We start from the raw sequence: 16,885 nt of genomic DNA on the forward strand, positions 1-16,885 counted from the left end.
GACACACCCGGTTTGCCAGCCGTCTAGCCTAGCAGATTCCCATGGCCGATTCGGCATGCGAGGCGCGCCGGGGACGGTCCTCGCCCGCCCCGCCCGGGGAGGTCCATCACCTACCAGGGGACGGTTCGGCCCCGATAGTCCAGATACTGCAATCCCGGGGTGCCCCGCATGGAAAGCAGCACGTTCACCAGACTCGGAATGCTTTCCTCGATCTCCAGCCGCGCCTCGGGTCCACCCAGGGCGGTGCGGACCCATCCGGGCGCCATCAGCGCCATCGCTCGGGACGAGCCGGCATGGCGAGCGGCAAAACTCCGCATGAACATGTTCAGCGCCGCCTTGCTGCCGCGGTACAGCTCGCGCTGACCGTTCTCATTGTTGGCGATGCTGCCCTGTCCCGACGACATGATGCCGATGATCCCGTCGGGCGAAACCAGGGACTCCAGGGTTTCGACCACACGCATCGGACTGAGCGCATTCGTCAGCATGATGTGCATGAACTCCTCGGCCGACACCTCGCCGATGGTCTGCGTCGGGTCCCGGTTGGTGGTGCCCGCGTTGACGAACAGGATGTCGAAGATACGCCCGCGCAGATGCCGGTTCAGGGATACGAGCTGGTCCGGCTCGCAGATGTCGAGAACCTCGATCTCGACCCGGCCCGCGTGCGCATCGGCCAGATCGTGCAGCGGTGTGCGAGTGTGGCCGCCACGAACCGTGCCGACCACACGCCAGCCCTTGTGCAGAAATTCGGCAGCCATCGCATGGCCGAGTCCACGCGATGCGCCGATGATGAGGATCGTGCGATCCGAAGATGCTTGCGACATGACGTCTTCCATTGCGTGAACAGAACGGCACGAAGCGTGGCATCCCGGAATGCAATGCACCAGACGCACAGAATACAAACAATGATTGCATAAAACGCCATACATCATCATGAAACGCGTATGCTCAGCGCATGGACAATGTGGACCTGAATCTGATCATCGCGCTCGATGCGCTGCTGACCGAGAACAGCGTCACCGCCGCCGCCCGTCGGCTGGGGCTGAGTCCGTCGGCAATGAGCCGGACGCTGAAGCGACTCCGTTCGACCACCGGCGATCCGTTGCTGGTGCGCGCCGGCCGCGGCCTGACGCCCACGCCGTACGCAGCATCGCTTCGCGCTCGGGTCCATGACCTGGCGCAGAACGCGCAAGCGGTGCTCCGTCCGCGAAGCGACGCCTTCGACATCACGCGCCTGGAAAGAACGTTCACCATCCGCGCGAATGAAGCCTTCATCGCGTTCTTCTCTGTCCCGTTGCTGACTATCGTGACCGCGACTGCCCCCGGCGTGCGGCTGCATTTCGCGCCCAAACCGAACAAGGATCCCGCCCCTCTGCGGCTTGGACCGGTGGACCTGGAAATCGGCGTGGTCGAGACATCGGCCTCGGACATGCACGCCCGCCCCCTCTTCCGCGACCGGATGGTCGGCGTGGCCCGCATGGGTCATCCGCTTCTGACCGAGGCCGACATCACGCCGCAACGCTATGCCGCGTGCGAGCACGTCGTGGCCACGCCCAAGGGCGATGTCACCAGCCCCGTCGACGATGCCCTGGACGCACTCGGACTGAGACGAAAGATTCGCGTGATCGTGCCCGGGTTTCCGGATGCCGTGCGCATCGCGCGTCATTCGGACCTGATTGCGCTGGTGCCGCGCTCCTGCCTGGGCAATGCATGCGCGGGCGAAGGGTCCGCCGCCGCGGGGCTCGAGGAATTCGAGTTGCCGGTGCAGATTCCCCAGCTGACGATCAGCGCCATCTGGCACCCACGCATGCACAACGACCCCGCGCACCGCTGGCTACGCGACTGCGTCGCGTCGCTGTGTGCCGAAGCCTACCCGACGGCCCGTCACCGCCCCGTTTCGGCTCCACCACCCGAGCGCTAGCCTCCGGCCGCGCTCCTGGCCGAAGAGAACGACAAATCACGACGGGTGTTGCCAGCCGCGTTGCAGGTCGTTATCATGCGCGGCTCCCGTCGGGGTGTAGCTCAGCCTGGTAGAGCGCTACGTTCGGGACGTAGAAGTCGCAGGTTCAAATCCTGTCTCCCCGACCAAAGAAATTCACGAAAAAGCCCGGCTTCGCGCCGGGCTTTTTCGTATCCGGATTCCGCACGCCGCGCTTACATCGTCTGCGTGGCGCGATCGGCGCTGAGCATGCCGCCGAGAATGGATTCGATCTTGGTGCGCGCGGTCTCGCCGTCGGCGCTGTCGTTGAACTGAATACCGATGCCGGCGGTACGGTTGCCCTGTGCACCGACCGGGGTGATCCACACCACCTTTCCGGCCACCGACAGACGCTCGTTGATCTCGGCCAGACTCAGCAGCAGCACCACCTCGTCGCCGAGGTCGTAGCGCTGCGCAGTGGGCACGAACAGGCCGCCGCCCTTCAGAAAGGGCATGTAAGCGTTGTACAACGCCCCGCGGTCCTTGATCTTCAGCGACAGGATGCCCTGCCGCGCTGCGCCTGCCACACTCATCGGTTCTCTCCTGTTGCGCGACAAGCTTCTGTCATCGCCGCGCCGGGGTCAACTGCGGGCATGCCGGCAGTTGAAGCCGATCACGTCGCATCGCACGACGTCCGCACATGCCGGATGACGCGACGATCAGGCCAACGAAGCCCAGCCCCAACGGTCGAAAATCCACAGACCGCGTCGCGCCGTATCCAGACGCGCGAAAACCGGCCCTCCCGATCGCGCCGCGGGCGGCAGTGTCAGCATCGTTCCGTGTGATGTGCGCATCAGGGGTGCATCGCGCAGACTCCAGCGCTGCACACCGTCGCACCATGCCAGCGTCAGCCGGCAATCGGACAGACCACTCCGCGGCACGCGCCACGGAAGCAGCGCGACATCGGGCGCATCACCCGGCGGCTTGCTGCAGACGAAGGTTTCCGGCGCATTGACGCAGGCCAGCATGCGTCCACGACTCAAGGCCGTCTGGCTGCGATGCTCGAGAATCGCCGCCCGTTTGACGGCGCGTTCCTCCGCATCCAGATCGAGCCGCACGTCGGGCTTGCCAGGCACGGATCCGTGGAACACATATTCGAGGGCCAGTGGCTGCAGGCCCGCTCGATACAATGCCAGCCGCAGGAGCACGTGCGCCGTGCCGTGATCGGGATGGCGGTCGGCGATCGAGGGCAGCACCAGCACATCGGGCCGCAGTGCGTGCAACGCCTCAGTCAACGGTTCGATCCACCGCTCTGGCGCCGTCGCCAGCCCTTCGCTGAAGCCAAGATCCGGCCAATGCCAGCGCTCCACCACGGAAGCCGGCAGACCGAGTCGGGCCAGCCCCGCGCGCGACTCCTCGCAGCGCCGTGCGCCCCAACGGGAACGGCATGCCGCATCGATGCGCACGCGACGCTCCAGCCAGCGTTGCGGCCAGGGATTGTTCTCGCCATCGCTGAGTTGCCAGATACGGATGCGCCCGCCGTGCCGCGCCGCGCGCTGCAACAGGCCGCCAGCCGCCAGCACTTCGTCATCGGGATGCGGCGCGACCAGCAGCCACTGCGTACCGGGTCGCAGACAGGCCTCAAGAGCCGGGCATGGGGCGGACATCGACGCGGCCCGGCTGAATCAGCGCCAGGCGCCGAGCAGCTCCAGCAGAATCAGGTCCTTGCGCAACGGGCCGCGTAGTGCATCGCGAGCGCGATTGGCCTGCGCATACCACTCGGCCAGCTCCAGCGTGGACAATTGCGAGCCCAGCGGCGCACGCCGCCCCGTCGCACGCTCCCGCAACTCGTCGACGGCGGCCTGCGCCGCGAACCACAGGCGTTGTTCGAGTGCATCGTCCAGCCAGCGCGAGGCCAGCGCGCCAGGCTCGCCGCGCCCTTCGGCCAGCGCGCGCAGATCGGCCCGCACCTGCTGACGTTGCGACAAGGCGTCCTGCTCCGCCCAGCGGCGAGCGAGCCCCGGATTGCCGCCAGCCGCCTCCAGCGCCACCTGCGGATCGGCCACGCCTTCCCGCTGCAACCAGGCCTGCGCCGCGTCGGCTTCCGGCAAGCGGAATTCCGTCTGCTGGCAGCGACTGCGGATCGTGGCCGGCAGTCGCCAGGGTTCATCGGCCACCAGAATCAAAATGCTCGACGCGCTGGGTTCTTCCAGCGTCTTCAGCAAGGCATTGGCGGCGGCCGCATTCATGGCGTCAGCCGGGTCGATGCAGGCGACCTGCCAACCGCCGAACTGGCTGGACTTGCTCAGGCGTTCGGAAAGCGCACGGATCTGGCGCACCACGATGTCCTTGCGCGGCGTGCCGTCCGGGCGCTCTTCGAGCCTCACCGCGATGCGGTCCGGATGCGTACCGGCGTCCAGCAGCAGGCAGGCGCGGCACGTCCCGCAGGCATCGCCGTCGACGGGCTGCGTGCACAGCAGTCCGCGCTGCAGACGCTCGCTGAAGGCACGCTTGCCCAGCCCGGACGGGCCGCTCAGCAGCAGGGCATGTGGCAACGCGTCCCGCTGCCGCCGCTGCAACAGCCGCTGCCAGGGTTCGTCGTGCCATGGCGGCGCTTCGGTCATTCCGCGCCTCCGGCCAGCAGCGGTTCGAGTGCTTCGGTGGCGGCAGCGAGGACCTCCTGCGCCGACCGGGTCGCATCGAGAATGCGGAACCGCTCCGGCTGCTCGGCGGCGCGCTGCAGATAGGCCGCGCGGATGCGTTCGAAGAAACCGTCGCCCTCGCGCTCGATGCGGTCGCTTTCCTCGCCGCGACCGGCAGCGCGCGCGCGCCCCGTGTCGACCGGCAGATCCAGCAACAGCGTCAGATCGGGCCGCAGATCGGCGGCGGCCCAGCGCTCCAGATCGGCGATACGTTCGCGCGGCTGTCCGCGTCCGCCGCCCTGATAGGCGAAGCTGGCGTCGGTGAAGCGGTCGCAGACCACCCATTGCCCGGCCTCCAGCGCAGGCCGGATGGATTCGCGCACCAATTGCGCGCGCGCCGCGAACATCAACAGCAATTCGGATTCCGCGCACATGCCGCGCAGCGCCGGATCCAGCACCAACGCGCGCACGCCCTCGCCCAGCGCAGTGCCGCCGGGCTCGCGCGTGAACAGCGGCTCGATGCCGCGCTCGGCGAGATAGGCGCGCAGCCCCTGCAACAGCGTGCTCTTGCCGGCACCCTCGCCGCCTTCCAGGGTGATGAAGCGTCCGCTCATCGCTTGCCTCCCGAGCACCGCTTCAACTGGTAGCAGCGCACGGCGCGGTCGTGCTGCGCCAGCGTGTCGGAAAACACGTGCGAACCGTCGCCCTTGGCCACGAAATACAGGGACTTGCCTGCAGCCGGATGCAGCGCGGCCTCGATGGCCGGCTTGCCCGGCAGCGCGATCGGCGTTGGCGGCAAGCCCGGATGCACATAGGTGTTGTACGGCGTGTCGGTTTCCAGATCCCGCTTGCGAATGTTGCCGTGGTAGGCTGCGCCCATGCCGTAGATCACGGTCGGGTCGGTCTGCAGCAGCATGCCGCGACGCAGACGGCGCACGAACACGCCGGCGATGCGCGGACGTTCATCGGCGCGACCGGTCTCCTTCTCCACGATGGAGGCCAGGATCAGTGCCTGATACGGCGTCTTCAGCGGCAGATCGTCGGCACGATTCGCCCACGCCTTCTTCAACAGCACATTCATCGCCCGGTAGGAGCGCTTGAGAATGTCCAGATCGCTGTCGCCGCGCACGAAAGCGTAGGTCTCCGGCAGGAAGCGGCCTTCCGCTTTCTCGTCGCCCGCGCCCACGCGCTGCATGATCTGCGCGTCGGTCATCGCGGCCGTTTCGTGCTTGAGCACCGGCGCTTTGTCCAGCGCCTCGCGCAACTCCTTGAAGCTCCAGCCGTCGACGATGGTGAAACGATGCTGCACCACGCGCGCATGCGCCATGTCGTCCAGCAGCTGGCGCGGCGTCATGCCGGGGCGCAGTGCGTACTCGCCAGCATGCAGATCGCGCGTGACATGCATGCGCTCGGCCTGCAGCCGCCAGAACCAGTGCGGCGCCGCGCTGAGCTTGCGCGCCTGCAGTTCGTCGACGATGCGATTGAAGCCCGCGCCATGCGGAATGACGACGCTGGGCGCATCCGGGTGGATCGCCATCGGCGCGTCGGCGAAGCGGTTCAGCTCCTGCCAGAGCACGCCCGCCGCGGCGATCGCGGCCACCGCCAGCACAATGAAAAAGACCCACAATTTCGCACCGCCGCGCATATGCCGCCTCATGCGCCCAGCTCCAGCAACTGCGCGAAATGCGCCTGCATCGTGCGCGTGTCGGCGCCCACCTGCAGGCGTCGCCCGGCCAGATCACCAACGGCCAGAATGCCGCGCACGCTGGAACTGAGGAAAACTTCTTCGGCTTGCATCAACGCTCCCATCTCGATCGTTCCCACCCGGCACTGCGGCCATTGCGCCAGCACTTCCGCGCGCGCCACGCCGGCCACGCCGCAGTTCTCGACGGACGGGGTGACCCAGACGCCGTCGATGCGCGCGAACAGGTTTGCCGCGGTCGCGCAGACCACCGCTCCATCCATGCTGCGCATCAGTCCCTCGACGATGTCCGGGTCGCGCCATTCCGCGCGCGCCAGCACCTGTTCCAGCCGGTTCAGGTGTTTCAGTCCGGCCAGCGCAGGCTGCACCGCCAGACGCGTATCGCAGAAGCGTACCCGGATTCCGGCGGCGCTCCAATCCGGATCCAGCACCGGCGCGGGCGAAGCCGTGACCACGCGCATGCACTGCGGCGATGCGGGCGGTCCGTAGCCACGCGCACCGCGTCCCCGCGTCCAGGTGATGCGCACCACGCTGGGACCCTCGTCACGGGTCAGCGCAGAAACTTCTTCGCGCAGCGTATCCGTATCCGGCGCAGGCATGCCCAAACGCTCGCAACCTCGGCTCAAGCGGTGCATGTGACCGGCCCAGAGCGGCGCGCGACCGTCGATCACGCGCAAGGTCTCGAAGAGACCGTCGCCGTATAGCAGACCGCGATCGTCGGCGGCGACCTGCGACGATGCACGACCATTGACCAGGCAGCGCGTACTCATGCCTCGACGCCCAATGCACGCAACAGCCCGCGCGCCTTGTGCCGCGTTTCTTCCAGTTCGGCCTCGGCCTGCGAGTCGACAACGATACCGGCGCCGGCGCGCAGTTCGATATGCCCCTCGAACAGGCTGAGCGTGCGGATCAGAATGTTCAGATCCATGTCGCCATTGCGATCCAGGTATCCCATCGCGCCGGTGTAGGCGCCACGACCGACGCCTTCCAGCTCGGCGATGATCTCCATGCAGCGCACCTTCGGACAGCCGGTGATGGTGCCGCCCGGAAACGTGGCTGCGATCACCTGCCCCGGCGTCACCTCCGCACGCAGCCGGCCGCGCACGTTGGACACGATGTGATGCACGTGCGCATAGCTTTCCACTGTCATCAATTCGTCGACCTCGACGCTACCCGGTGCGCAGACGCGACCGAGGTCGTTGCGCTCCAGGTCGATCAGCATGATGTGCTCGGCACGCTCCTTGGGATGCCCGACCAGTTCGTCGATGCGCGCGCGCTCGTCGTCGCCGGCAAAGCGCGGCCGCGTGCCGGCGATGGGGCGCGTCTGGACCGCTTCGCCACGCACCTCGACCAGACGTTCCGGCGAGGAACTGACAACCGCCCAGCCGGGGTCCTGCCACAAACCGGCGAACGGCGCGGGATTGGCCTCCCGCAGGGCGGCGTAGACCTGTGCCGGTGCGGCGGGAACCTCCGGACACGACCGCCAGCAGCGGGAGAGATTGACCTGGAAGACATCGCCGCTGCGCAGATACTCGTGCACGCGCGCCACGCCGTCGAGGAACACGGACGGCGCATCCTCATCGACCTTTGCCCGCAGCGCCAGCGGTGGAAGCGGCGACGATGCCCGCATGTCCGACTGCATGGCCTCGATCAGCTCCGCGTGCCCGGCCTCGGCCACCAGCAAGGTCCGGTCGGCGGCATGATCGACCAGCACGGCGGCCGGCGTACGCAGGGCCAGCGCCACCGGCTGCGGTCCCGGCGCGGACGGAAGCGTCAAACGCGACTCGACCTCCGCGATCAGCTCATAGGCCAGCAACAGCGCCCAGCCGCCATGGAACGGAAGCCCGTCCTCGTCGCGCGGCGTGCGCTCGGCCGACCACGCGGCGTCCAGCGCATCCAGAAATCGCCCCTCGAAGCGCTCGTCGTCGATCTGCGTGCACCCATCAGCATCCAGCTGGATACGCGACTGCGGAAATGCCAGCAGCAGATCCCAGCGCGCCTGCGCGGGCCCTGACGCAACGCTTTCCAGCAGGCACGGATACCGTGCGGGGAACGCCGCAGCCAGGGACAACAGGTCACAGGCACCGGGCAATTCGCGCACATGCATGGCGGACGAACGAACTTGATCGGCGTGAAGCGTTGCGGGCATGGGATTCGACGAAGAACACAGGTGGCAAGCGTAACCCGCCACGGCTTCGGAGCGGCGAAAATCGCGCGGAAATCGCTCGCCCGGGTTAAAAAAAACCGCTCGTCCGTGTAGGCACGGGCGAGCGGTCATGATGCGCATGGAGCCCTCCGAAGACGGCTGCCATCGCGTACTCAGGCGCGCTTGAACACCAGCGAACCGTTGGTACCGCCGAATCCGAAGGAATTCGATACCACCACGTCGACCTTGGCCTCGCGCGCGGTGTGCGGCACGAAGTCCAGGTCGCAGCCCTCTCCCGGATTGTCCAGGTTGATGGTCGGCGGAATGATCTTGTCGCGCAACGCCAGCACCGAGAAGATCGCCTCGACGCCACCGGCCGCACCCAGCAGATGACCGGTCATCGACTTGGTCGAGCTCATCATCAGCTTGTAGGCGTGATCGCCGAACACGGTCTTGGCCGCCATGACCTCGGCCACGTCGCCCTGCGGCGTCGAGGTGCCATGGGCATTGATGTACTCGACCTGCTCCGGATTCAGACCGGCATCGTCGATGGCGTGCTTCATGCAACGCGCCGCGCCTTCGCCGCCCTCGCTCGGTGCGGTCATGTGGTAGGCGTCGCCGCTCATGCCGAAACCGACCAGCTCGCAGTAGATGTTCGCGCCGCGCGCCTTGGCCGATTCGTACTCTTCCAGCATCAGCACACCGGCGCCGTCAGCCAGGACGAAGCCGTCACGCTCGGCATCCCACGGACGGCTCGCCTTCTGCGGCGCGTCGTTGCGCGTGGACATCGCGCGCGCCGAGCAGAAGCCGCCGACTGCGGTACCGGTGGTGGCGAATTCCGCGCCACCGGCGAGCATGGCGTCGGCTTCGCCGTACTGGATCATGCGCATGGCCAGACCGATGTTGTGCGTGGCCGTGGTGCAGGCGGTGACGCAGGCGATATTCGGCCCCTTCAGGCCGAGCATGATCGACAGCTGGCCCGAAACCATGTTGATGATCGAGCTGGGCACGAAGAACGGCGAGATCTTGCGCACGCCGCGCTCGTGATAATCGATGGCGGTTTTCTCGATCGTGTGCAGGCCACCGATGCCGGCACCCACGGCCGCACCGACGCGGTCGGAGTTGGCGTCCGTGACCTCGTAGCCGGCGTCCTTCAACGCCTGGATGCCCGCCGCCACGCCGTAGTGGATGAACGGGTCCATCTTCTTGATGTCCTTGGGCGCGATGTACTGCGCCGGATCGAAGTCGCGGACCTCGCCCGAGATGCGGGTGGGAAACGTGCTGGCGTCGAAATGGGTGATCTCGCCAATGCCACTGTTGCCGGCGGTGATGTTGGCCCAGGAGGTGGCCACGTCGTTGCCGACGGGACTGACCATGCCCAGACCGGTGACTACCACGCGTCGCTTGCTCATGCTTGTTTTCCGTCGATAGCAGATCGGCTAAACCATACGCCGAAGAACGTTACCGGATGCGCAAACACAAACTGCGCCGTGTGGCGCAGTTTGTGTCTGTGTTTCGGCTCGATGTCGAGCCGTGCGCAGTGTTGCGCAGCCAGCCCGAACTCGGCTGCATCAGGACTTGACGTGCGCCTGGATGTAGTCGACTGCCTGCTGCACCGTGGTGATCTTTTCGGCTTCCTCGTCGGGAATTTCCGTCTCGAACTCTTCCTCGAGCGCCATGACCAGCTCGACGGTGTCCAGGGAATCGGCACCCAGGTCGTCGACGAACGATGCGTTCGTGGTGACCTCGTCTTCCTTCACGCCAAGCTGTTCAACAACGATCTTCTTGACGCGCTCTTCAATGGTGCTCATGTGTACTTGCCTCCCGAGGGAATGAATCCGGCGCATTGTAGTGGCAAAGATCACTGCTCGCCAGCGTGACCGGACTTTAACGAAACCCGCCATACGGCGGTGATGGACGAAAGAGGGTATTGTCGCGCAAAACGACGCCGCTGGCGACTGCCTTGCCATGCGGCGGCGTACGATGCGGTATCAGCGCAATCCGGTCTCGTTGCGGGCGATGACCATGCGCTGGATCTCGCTGGTGCCTTCGTAGATCTCGGTGATCTTGGCGTCGCGGAAGTAGCGCTCCAGCGGCATCTCCTTGGAGTAGCCCATGCCGCCGTGGATCTGGATCGCCTGGTGGGTGATCCACATCGCCGCTTCCGAGGCCATCAGCTTGGCCATCGAGGCCTCGTTGCCGAAGCGACCGCCGGTCTTGGAGACCTGCTGCTTGGTCCACGCCGCACGCAACGTCATCAGCGTGGCCGCGTCCAGCTTGCACTTCATGTCGGCAATCTTCGACTGCGTCATCTGGAAGCTGCCGATGGGCTGGCCGAACGCCTTGCGCTCGCGCGACCATTCCAGCGTCGCCTCGTAGGCAGCGCGGGCGACGCCCAGCGCCTGCGAAGCGATGCCGATACGGCCGGCGTCGAGCACGCCCATGGCGATCTTGAAGCCCTGCCCTTCCTCGCCGAGCAGGTTCTCGACCGGGCACTTGTAGTCGACGAACTCGATCTCGCAGGTGGCCGACGCGCGGATACCCAGCTTCGGCTCGGTCTTGCCGCGATGGAAGCCCTCGACTTCGGTGTCGATGATGAAGGCGCTGACGCCCTTGGCGCCAATGCCCGGCTTGGTGATGGCGAACAGCACGATGTACTTGGCCACCGGGCCGGAGGTGATCCAGCTCTTCTTGCCGTTGATGACGAAGTGCTTGCCGTCCTCGCTCTTTACCGCGCGAGTGTGCATGTTCGAAGCGTCCGAACCGGACTGCGGCTCGGTCAGCGCATAGGCGCCGATGGCCTCGCCGGTGGCGATGGCCTTGACGTACTTCTGCTTCTGCTCCTCGGTGCCGTGCGTGAGGATGCCGTTGCAGAACAGCGAATTGTTCACCGACATGATGGTCGAATGCGCGGCATCGGCCGCGGCGATCTCGATCATCGCCAGCACGTAGGAGATCGGGTCCATGCCCGCGCCGCCGTACTCGCTGGGCACCTCGATGCCCATCAGGCCCATCTGGCCCATCTCGCGAATGTTGTCGAGCGGGAACTCGCCCGAGGCGTCGAACTCGGCCGCGACCGGCGCGATGCGCTTCTGCGCGAATTCGCGTGCGATGGACTGAATCGAGAGCTGATCGTCGTTGAAGCTGAAATCCATGAATCCTCCTGCGTCGCCCGAAAGCGGCGTGGTGTGGCAAGAAAACGGTGACGCGCAAGTCCGGCGAAGGACTGCGCCGTAGCAGGACATTATACCGTGTCCGCCGCCTTGCTTGCCCGCGCAGCTGTCTTCCGGGTTGACGCCCCGGCGAGGGCCGCATACGCTTGCATTATCTTTGCATCGCGATAAAAGGATGTAACACCATGGATCTGTCCTCGGCCTCGAGCCTTCTGCGCCTGCTGGCCGATCCGACGCGCGTACGCCTGCTGGCCCTGCTCGAACGCGAGGAGCTGACCGTCGCCGAACTGGCTGCCGTGCTGCAACTGGCGCAGCCACGCGTCTCCACGCACCTGGCCAAGCTGAAAGAAGCCGGCCTGGTGCGCGATCGTCGCGCTGGGGTGTCGGCCTATTATCGCGCAAGTACCGAGTTCGATGCGGGCGAACAGGGACTGCTGGGCGCGCTGCGAGAAGGCGTCGACGACGCGTTGCTCGATACCGACGCCCGCAACCTGCCCGTGGTGCTGGCGCAGCGCGCCCGCGAACAAGGCTGGGCCGACACGGTGGCAGGCGACATGGAACGCCACTACTCGCCCGGCCGCACCTGGGAAACCCTGGCTCGTGCCCTGCTGCAACTGCTGGAAACCGGCGACGTGCTCGATATCGCCTCCGGTGATGGGGTGACCGCCGAACTGCTGGCGCCGCACGCACGCTCGATCACCTGCATCGACGCCAGCGAACGCGTCACGGCGGCCGCGCGCAAGCGTCTGAAGCCCTTCGCCAACGTCGAGGTGCGCCACGGCGACATGCACAACCTGGGCATGACCGAACAGTTCGACCTGGTCCTGATGCTGCACGCACTGACCTACGCCGAGCGACCGGCTGTCGCCGTGGCTGAGGCCGCCAAGGCGCTGCGTCCCGGCGGTCGCCTGCTCGCGGTCACACTGGCCCGCCACGGCCACCAGGCCACGGTCGATCCGTTCGGACACCGCAACTCGGGCTTCAAGCGCGAGGAGCTGTCAAAGCTGGCCGCCCGTGCCGGCCTCGACGTCGCACAGTGCGAGCGCATTTCGCGCGAACGCAAACCGCCCTATTTCGAGGTCCTGTGCCTGCTGGCGCGAAAGCCGGGATAACCAAGCACACGACACTCGCCGAACCGTTGATTACCCCCATACAGAGCTGGCTCCACGCCTCCCCGACGCCCTACCGATCATGACCGACCACGCACTCCCCTGGCTCCACCCTGACCGCGCCGAAAAGCTCGAAACGGCACTCGACACACGCATCCTGCTACTCGATGGCGCCATGGGCACGATGCTGCAGGGTCACACGCTGGATGAATCCGGCTATCGCGGAGCGCGTTTCGCGCACGGCTGCGACGGTCACCACGACCATGCGCACGACGAAAGCTGCACGCGCGAACTGAAGGGCAACAACGACCTGCTCAGCCTGTCGCAACCGGACATCATCCGTGACATCCATGCCGCCTACCTGGACGCCGGCGCGGACCTGGTCGAGACCAACACCTTCAACGCCACGCGCATCAGCCAGTCCGACTACCGCATGGAAGCGCTGGTGCACGAATTGAACGCCGAGGGTGCCCGACTGGCGCGCGCCGCCTGCGCGGCCGCCGAGCGCAAAGATCCGTCGCGGCCGCGCTTCGCCGTCGGCGTGCTCGGGCCGACCAGCCGCACGGCGTCGATCTCGCCCGACGTTAACGACCCGGGTTTCCGCAATGTCAGCTTCGAGGAACTGGTGGACAACTACACCGAGGCCGTAGACGGCCTGATCGAGGGCGGTGCCGACCTCATCATGGTCGAGACCGTATTCGACACGCTCAACGCCAAGGCCGCGCTATTCGCCATCGATGCGGAATTCCGCCGCCGCGGCGGTCGCCTGCCGCTGATGATCTCCGGCACCATCACCGACAAGTCCGGCCGCACGCTGTCGGGTCAGACGCCGGAGGCCTTCTACATCGCCCTGGCCCACGCGCGACCGCTGTCGATCGGCTTCAACTGCGCACTTGGCGCGGACGAACTGCGCCCGCATGTGCAGTCGCTCGCCTCGCTGGCCGACTGCCGCATCAGCGCACACCCCAACGCGGGCCTGCCCAACGCTTTCGGCGAGTACGACGAAACACCGGAGCAGATGGCGCGCACACTGGGCGGCTTCGCCGCGGACGGACTGCTGGACATTGTCGGCGGCTGCTGCGGCACATCGCCGGAACACATCGCGGCCATCGCCGCTGCCGTGCGCGGACACGCGCCGCGCAGCCGCGCGCGGGAGGCAGCATGAGCCGCCGCCTCACCCGACTGTCGGGCCTGGAGCCACTGGTCCTCACGCCCGACCTGAACTTCGTCAACGTCGGCGAGCGCACCAACGTCACCGGCTCGGCGCGCTTCCGCAACCTCATCAAGGAAGAGCGCTTCGAGGAAGCCGTCGAGGTCGCGCGCCAGCAGGTCGAGAACGGCGCGCAGATCATCGACGTCAACATGGACGAGGGCCTGATCGACTCGGAAGCCGCGATGGTGCGCTTCCTCAATCTGATCGCCTCCGAACCGGACATCGCCCGCGTGCCCGTGATGATCGACTCCTCCAAGTGGAGCGTGATCGAGGCCGGCCTGCGCTGCCTGCAGGGCAAGGGCGTGGTCAACTCGATCTCGCTGAAGGAAGGCGAGGAAGCCTTCCTCGAACATGCACGCACGATCCAGCGCTATGGCGCAGCCGCGGTGGTCATGGCCTTCGACGAGGACGGTCAGGCCGACACGCTGGAGCGCAAAGTGGCGATCTGCTCACGCGCCCATGCGCTGCTGACGCAACAGGTCGGCTTCCCGCCCGAGGACATCATCTTCGATCCCAATATCTTCGCCATCGCCACCGGCATCGAGGAGCACGACAATTACGCCGTCGACTTCATCGAGGCCGCGCGCGAGCTGAAGAAGCGCTTCCCGGAAAGCCATGTCTCCGGCGGCCTGTCCAACGTGTCGTTCTCGTTCCGCGGCAACAACACCGTGCGCGAGGCGATCCACTCGGTGTTCCTGTACCACGCCATCGCCGCCGGCATGGACATGGGCATCGTCAATGCCGGTTCGCTGGCGATCTACGACGACCTTGATTCCGAGCTGCGCGAAGCCGTCGAGGACGTGGTGCTGAACCGCCGCAAGGACGCCACCGAGCGATTGCTGGCTCTCGCCGAACGCTTCAAGGACAACAAGGGCGAGACCAAGGTCGAAAACAAGGCCTGGCGCGAGAAGCCCGTCGCCGAACGCCTGTCGCATGCACTCGTGCATGGCATCGACCAGTACGTCGTCGAAGACACCGAGGAAGCACGCCAGCAGTCCGCCCGCCCGCTGGACGTGATCGAAGGCCCGCTGATGAGCGGCATGAACGTGGTCGGCGACCTGTTCGGCGCCGGCAAGATGTTCCTGCCGCAGGTCGTGAAGTCCGCGCGCGTGATGAAAAAGGCCGTGGCACACCTGATTCCCTACATCGAGGAAGAAAAGGCGCGCACCGGCGACGCCGGCAAGTCCAACGGCAAGATCGTGCTGGCCACGGTCAAGGGCGATGTGCACGACATCGGCAAGAACATCGTCGGCGTGGTCCTGCGCTGCAACAACTTCGAGGTGATCGACCTCGGTGTGATGGTGCCGGCGCAGAAGATCCTGGAGACCGCACGCGCCGAGAACGCCGACCTCATCGGCCTCTCCGGTCTCATCACGCCGTCGCTGGAAGAGATGAGCCAAGTCGCCCGCGAGATGCAGCGTCAGGACTTCCGCACCCCGCTGCTGATCGGCGGCGCGACGACCTCGCGCGCGCACACCGCGCTGCGCATCGAACCGCACTACGAAGCCGGCACTGTGTGGGTGAAGGACGCTTCACGCGCGGTCGGCGTGGCACAGTCGCTGGTCAGCCAGGAGGCCGTCGCGGATTTCCTGGACAAGATCCGCAGCGAGTACGCTGACGTTCGCGAACGCCACCGCAGCCGTGGCGCGGGCAAAAAACTGGTCACGCTGCAGCAGGCGCGCGACAACGCCTGGACGCGCGACTGGACCGCATACGATCCGCCCGCGCCGAAACAGCCCGGCGTGCATGTGTTCGACGACTACGACCTGACCGAGCTGCGTCCGTACATCGACTGGACGCCGTTCTTCCAGGCCTGGGAATTGGCCGGACGCTTCCCCGCCATCCTCGACGACGAGATCGTCGGCGCGCAGGCGCGTGAGCTCTACGACGACGCCCAGGCCATGCTGGACCGCCTGATCGCCGAGAAATGGCTGCGTGCTCGTGCGGTGATCGGCTTCTGGCCCGCACAGCGCATCGGCGACGATGTCGAGGTCGACACCGGCGCAGACATCCCGACCACCCTGCACTTCCTGCGCCAGCAGGCTGATAAACCGGTCGAGCGCCCGAATCTGTGCCTCGCCGACTTCGTCGCGCCCGCCGACGCCGGCAAGCAGGACTGGATCGGCGCCTTTGCGGTCACGGCCGGCCTCGGCATCGAGGAACACGTCGCCCGCTTCGAGGCCGCCCACGACGACTATTCATCGATCCTGCTCAAGGCCCTCGCTGACCGTCTGGCCGAGGCCTTCGCCGAACGCATGCATCAACGCGTGCGCACCGAGTTCTGGGGTCACGCTGCGAACGAGCAACTCGACAACGAAGCACTGATCGCCGAGAACTACCACGGCATTCGTCCCGCCCCCGGCTATCCTGCCTGCCCGGATCACACCGAGAAGACCACGTTGTTCGAGCTGCTGGACGTCACCGCCCGTACCGGCATCGAACTGACCGAGGGCTTTGCCATGTATCCGGCCGCCGCCGTCTCCGGCTGGTACTTCGCGCACCCGGACAGCCAGTACTTCGTAGTCGGCAATCTCACCCGCGAACAGGTCGCCGACTACGCGCGACGCAAGGGTTGGAACCAGGCAGAGGCCGAACGCTGGCTGGCTGCGAACCTCGCCTATGAGCCGGACTGAACCGGATCGGCCGCCTTGGCGGCCTTGCGCGAGCGCAAGTCGCGCGAGTGCACGATCAGGTTGTAGACCGACACCACCACGGGGAACGTGTTGGAGAGGATACCGACCGAGTCGTTCTTGCCGAAGATGAAATACGCCAGCAGCAGCGCACTGCCGCACACCGACAGCCACCAGAACGCCAACGGCATGACCACGCGCTTGTACTTGCGCGTGTAGTACATCTGCACGAACCAGCGGCTGGTGAACATCGCCATGCCGAGAAAGCCGATGGCCTTCCAGGGCGTGACTTCGAAGCTCTGCAGGGCCTCGAGAATCTGCTGCAGATGTTGGTGGAGATAATCCATGGCGACGC

General features: G+C 66.2%; 16 protein-coding genes and 1 tRNA gene. 5 read left to right on the forward strand and 12 right to left on the reverse strand.

The features are described from left to right. Nucleotides 1-110 precede the first annotated feature (110 nt). On the reverse strand, nt 111-821 hold the full coding sequence (locus HF690_RS02120; RefSeq protein ID WP_205300782.1) for an SDR family NAD(P)-dependent oxidoreductase: 711 nt from the start codon (nt 819-821) through the stop codon (nt 111-113). Between the two features lie 131 nt (nt 822-952). Between HF690_RS02120 and HF690_RS02125 the strand changes: the two genes are divergently transcribed. Both HF690_RS02125 and HF690_RS02130 read left to right on the forward strand, forming a co-directional pair. Next, nucleotides 953-1,918 (forward strand): LysR family transcriptional regulator, encoded by a 966-nt coding sequence (locus tag HF690_RS02125; RefSeq protein ID WP_168608287.1) that lies wholly within the window; start codon nt 953-955, stop codon nt 1,916-1,918. 90 nt (nt 1,919-2,008) lie between these two features. Then, a tRNA-Pro gene (locus tag HF690_RS02130) sits at nt 2,009-2,085 on the forward strand. A gap of 66 nt (nt 2,086-2,151) precedes the next feature. Here HF690_RS02130 and HF690_RS02135 read toward each other — a convergent pair. From HF690_RS02135 to HF690_RS02180, 10 genes are all read right to left on the reverse strand, one after another. Beyond that, nucleotides 2,152-2,508: a PilZ domain-containing protein gene (locus HF690_RS02135; RefSeq protein WP_043100338.1), complete on the reverse strand. Its 357-nt coding sequence runs from the start codon at nt 2,506-2,508 to the stop codon at nt 2,152-2,154. A gap of 126 nt (nt 2,509-2,634) precedes the next feature. Next, complete coding sequence (locus tag HF690_RS02140; protein ID WP_168608288.1) at nt 2,635-3,582, reverse strand: PIG-L deacetylase family protein; 948 nt, start codon at nt 3,580-3,582, stop codon at nt 2,635-2,637. A gap of 18 nt (nt 3,583-3,600) precedes the next feature. Then, the gene (gene holB / locus HF690_RS02145) at nt 3,601-4,539 is read right to left on the reverse strand and encodes a DNA polymerase III subunit delta' (protein WP_113065837.1); all 939 of its coding nucleotides are present in this window, start codon (nt 4,537-4,539) and stop codon (nt 3,601-3,603) included. Continuing rightward, entirely contained in the window at nt 4,536-5,171 is a 636-nt protein-coding gene (tmk, locus tag HF690_RS02150; RefSeq protein ID WP_168608289.1) for a dTMP kinase, read from the reverse strand. The genes holB and tmk overlap by 4 nt, the downstream gene beginning before the upstream one ends. Next, nucleotides 5,168-6,214, reverse strand: a complete 1,047-nt coding sequence (mltG, locus tag HF690_RS02155) for an endolytic transglycosylase MltG (RefSeq protein WP_168608290.1) — start codon at nt 6,212-6,214, stop codon at nt 5,168-5,170. Before mltG ends, tmk begins: the two co-directional genes overlap by 4 nt. After that, nucleotides 6,211-7,029, reverse strand: a complete 819-nt coding sequence (pabC, locus tag HF690_RS02160) for an aminodeoxychorismate lyase (RefSeq protein ID WP_168608291.1) — start codon at nt 7,027-7,029, stop codon at nt 6,211-6,213. Before pabC ends, mltG begins: the two co-directional genes overlap by 4 nt. After that, nucleotides 7,026-8,408 carry an aminodeoxychorismate synthase component I gene (locus tag HF690_RS02165; RefSeq protein ID WP_425495891.1) on the reverse strand — a complete coding sequence of 461 codons (1,383 nt, stop codon included), beginning with the start codon at nt 8,406-8,408 and terminating at the stop codon, nt 7,026-7,028. Before HF690_RS02165 ends, pabC begins: the two co-directional genes overlap by 4 nt. A gap of 170 nt (nt 8,409-8,578) precedes the next feature. Continuing rightward, nucleotides 8,579-9,817: a beta-ketoacyl-ACP synthase II gene (gene fabF, locus HF690_RS02170; protein WP_168608292.1), complete on the reverse strand. Its 1,239-nt coding sequence runs from the start codon at nt 9,815-9,817 to the stop codon at nt 8,579-8,581. 159 nt (nt 9,818-9,976) lie between these two features. Then, nucleotides 9,977-10,216, reverse strand: coding sequence for an acyl carrier protein (gene acpP / locus HF690_RS02175; protein WP_113065831.1), 240 nt, complete (start codon nt 10,214-10,216; stop codon nt 9,977-9,979). A gap of 180 nt (nt 10,217-10,396) precedes the next feature. Next, nucleotides 10,397-11,560 carry an acyl-CoA dehydrogenase family protein gene (locus tag HF690_RS02180; RefSeq protein ID WP_113065830.1) on the reverse strand — a complete coding sequence of 388 codons (1,164 nt, stop codon included), beginning with the start codon at nt 11,558-11,560 and terminating at the stop codon, nt 10,397-10,399. A gap of 203 nt (nt 11,561-11,763) precedes the next feature. On the opposite strand from HF690_RS02180, the gene HF690_RS02185 reads away from it, so the two are divergent. The 3 genes from HF690_RS02185 to metH all read left to right on the forward strand — a co-directional run bounded on the left by HF690_RS02185 (nt 11,764) and on the right by metH (nt 16,533). Next, the gene (locus HF690_RS02185; protein ID WP_113065829.1) at nt 11,764-12,690 is read left to right on the forward strand and encodes an ArsR/SmtB family transcription factor; all 927 of its coding nucleotides are present in this window, start codon (nt 11,764-11,766) and stop codon (nt 12,688-12,690) included. 79 nt (nt 12,691-12,769) lie between these two features. Continuing rightward, on the forward strand, nt 12,770-13,852 hold the full coding sequence (locus HF690_RS02190) for a homocysteine S-methyltransferase family protein (protein WP_113065828.1): 1,083 nt from the start codon (nt 12,770-12,772) through the stop codon (nt 13,850-13,852). Beyond that, a complete protein-coding gene (metH, locus tag HF690_RS02195) occupies nt 13,849-16,533 on the forward strand; it encodes a methionine synthase (RefSeq protein WP_168608293.1) in 2,685 nt (894 codons plus the stop codon). Before HF690_RS02190 ends, metH begins: the two co-directional genes overlap by 4 nt. On the opposite strand, the gene HF690_RS02200 is transcribed toward metH, so the two are convergent. After that, on the reverse strand, nt 16,518-16,877 hold the full coding sequence (locus HF690_RS02200; RefSeq protein WP_168608294.1) for a lipid-A-disaccharide synthase N-terminal domain-containing protein: 360 nt from the start codon (nt 16,875-16,877) through the stop codon (nt 16,518-16,520). The genes metH and HF690_RS02200 overlap by 16 nt on opposite strands. Nucleotides 16,878-16,885 lie beyond the last annotated feature (8 nt).

This window comes from Oleiagrimonas citrea (assembly GCF_012395255.1).
Classification (GTDB): domain Bacteria; phylum Pseudomonadota; class Gammaproteobacteria; order Xanthomonadales; family Rhodanobacteraceae; genus Oleiagrimonas; species Oleiagrimonas citrea.